The 2987-nt window shown below is 48.2% G+C and carries 2 rRNA genes; both read right to left on the minus strand.

Features of this window, described 5'->3' with window-relative positions:
• Positions 1-3: 3 nt before the first annotated feature.
• Positions 4-113, minus strand: a 5S ribosomal RNA gene (gene rrf / locus BLV35_RS19030).
• A 148-nt stretch (positions 114-261) separates the two neighbouring features.
• Positions 262-2987: ribosomal RNA gene (locus tag BLV35_RS19035) — 23S ribosomal RNA — on the minus strand; the annotation flags it as partial.

The following is a 2987-nucleotide window of genomic DNA, read 5'->3' on the forward strand; positions in this document are numbered from 1 at the left end:
AAAGAAAGGCGACGACATACTCTCCCACATAACTGCAGTACCATCTGCGCAGGCGGGCTTAACTACTCTGTTCGGGATGGGAAGAGGTGAGCCCCGCCGCAATAACCACCTTAAGAGGTTATAATTGCTTTGGGCAATTACTGTAACGCTATTTATATTATTATAAATACCAATTACATAATATCTTAACATACTGAGATAAAGAAAAATTGTATTCTATTAGAAAGTTTCTCCCTCCCCGCCGAGGCGGGGAGGAAAAGTGTACATAAGCTTACGGGTTATTAGTACTACTCGACTATGACATTACTGCCTTTACATCTATAGCCTATCAACGTAGTCATCTCCTACGACCCTTAAAAGAAATCTCATCTTGTGGTGGGTTTCGCGCTTATATGCTTTCAGCGCTTATCCCTTCCAAACGTAGCTACTCTGCGGTGCCACTGGCGTGACAACAGATACACTAGAGGTTTGTCCAATTCGGTCCTCTCGTACTAGAATCAGATCCACTCAAATTTCTTGCGCCCACAGTAGATAGAGACCGAACTGTCTCACGACGTTCTGAACCCAGCTCGCGTGCCACTTTAATGGGCGAACAGCCCAACCCTTGGGACCTTCTCCAGCCCCAGGATGTGACGAGCCGACATCGAGGTGCCAAACCCCCCCGTCGATATGAGCTCTTGGGGGAGATCAGCCTGTTATCCCCGGCGTACCTTTTATCCTTTGAGCGATGGCCCTTCCATGCGGAACCACCGGATCACTATGCTCTACTTTCGTACCTGATCGACCTGTATGTCTCTCAGTCAAGCTCCCTTATGCCATTGCACTCTACGCACGGTTACCAAGCGTACTGAGGGAACCTTTAGAAGCCTCCGTTACTCTTTTGGAGGCGACCACCCCAGTCAAACTACCCACCAAGCAATGTCCCCCGCAAAACGGGGTTAGGCCTCAGACAAACAAAGGGTTGTATTTCAACAATGACTCCACAACGCCTAGCGACGCCACTTCACAGTCTCCAACCTATCCTACACATCATTTGTCCAAGGTCAATACTAAGCTATAGTAAAGGTGCACAGGGTCTTTTCGTCCCACTGCGGGTAAGCGGCATCTTCACCGCTACTACAATTTCACCGAGCTCATGGCTGAGACAGTGTCCAGATCGTTACACCATTCGTGCAGGTCGGAACTTACCCGACAAGGAATTTCGCTACCTTAGGACCGTTATAGTTACGGCCGCCGTTTACTGGGGCTTCATTTCAATGCTTCTCCGAAGATAACATCTCCACTTAACCTTCCAGCACCGGGCAGGTGTCAGGCCCTATACTTCATCTTACGATTTTGCAGAGCCCTGTGTTTTTGATAAACAGTCGCCTGGACCTCTTCACTGCGGCCAGCATTGCTGCTGGCGACCCTTCTCCCGAAGTTACGGGTCTATTTTGCCTAATTCCTTAGCCATGAATCTCTCGAGCACCTTAGAATTCTCATCTCGACTACCTGTGTCGGTTTGCGGTACGGGTACTATTAACCTGAAGTTTAGAGGTTTTTCTTGGAAGCCCTTAGGTGCACTATCTCTTCAACCGAAGTCTCCGAGTACTATCGTATTTCCCCAAGCCGCGTGGATTTGCCTGCGCAGCTTATAGGTAGGTACTTCAACGAACTATTCCGTCAGTTCGCGGCACTTTCATCACTCCGTCACCCCATCACAGTTAACAGTAGTACGGGAATATTAACCCGTTGTCCATCGACTGTCCCTTTCGGGTTCGCCTTAGGTCCCGACTAACCCACAGCTGATTAGCATAGCTGTGGAAACCTTAGTCTTTCGGTGTGCGGGTTTCTCGCCCGCATTATCGTTACTTATGCCTACATTTTCTTTTCTAACCGGTCCAGCAGGCCTTACGACTCACCTTCTACCCTGTTAGAATGCTCCCCTACCACTTACAATAAATTGTAAATCCATAGCTTCGGTAATATACTTATGCCCGATTATTATCCATGCTCGTCCGCTCGACTAGTGAGCTGTTACGCACTCTTTAAATGAATGGCTGCTTCCAAGCCAACATCCTAGCTGTCTATGCAGACAAACCTCGTTCTTTCAACTTAGTATATATTTGGGGACCTTAGCTGATGGTCTGGGTTCTTTCCCTCTCGGACTTGGACCTTAGCACCCAAGCCCTCACTGTTAGTGAACATTATATAGCATTCGGAGTTTGTCAGGAATTGGTAGGCGGTGAAGCCCCCGCATCCAATCAGTAGCTCTACCTCTATATAACTTTATAACTAACGCTGCACCTAAATGCATTTCGGGGAGTACGAGCTATTTCCGAGTTTGATTGGCCTTTCACCCCTACCCACAGATCATCCCAAGACTTTTCAACGTCAACGGGTTCGGTCCTCCACTATGTGTTACCACAGCTTCAACCTGTCCATGGGTAGATCACACGGTTTCGCGTCTAACACTACTGACTAAAGCGCCCTATTCAGACTCGCTTTCGCTACGGATCCGTGGCTTAACCACTTATCCTTGCCAGCAACGTTAACTCGTAGGCTCATTATGCAAAAGGCACGCCGTCACCCCACGAAGGGGCTCCGACCGCTTGTAAGCGTATGGTTTCAGGATCTATTTCACTCCGTTATTCACGGTTCTTTTCACCTTTCCCTCACGGTACTGGTTCACTATCGGTCTCTCAGGAGTATTTAGCCTTAGCGGATGGTCCCGCCAAATTCAGACAGGATTTCTCGTGTCCCGCCCTACTCAGGATACCACTATCAATTATATCACTTACCTATACAGGACTATCACCCTCTTTGGTTCTACTTTCCAGTAGATTCTAGTTCGTTTTACATTGAATATCGTGGTCCTACAACCCCAACAATGCCGTAACATCATTGGTTTGGGCTAATCCGCGTTCGCTCGCCACTACTTACGGAATCACTTTTGTTTTCTTCTCCTCCGCCTACTTAGATGTTTCAGTTCAGCGGGTTTGCCCACC

Source organism: Flavobacterium gillisiae, from assembly GCF_900107635.1.
GTDB classification, from domain to species: Bacteria; Bacteroidota; Bacteroidia; order Flavobacteriales; family Flavobacteriaceae; genus Flavobacterium; species Flavobacterium gillisiae.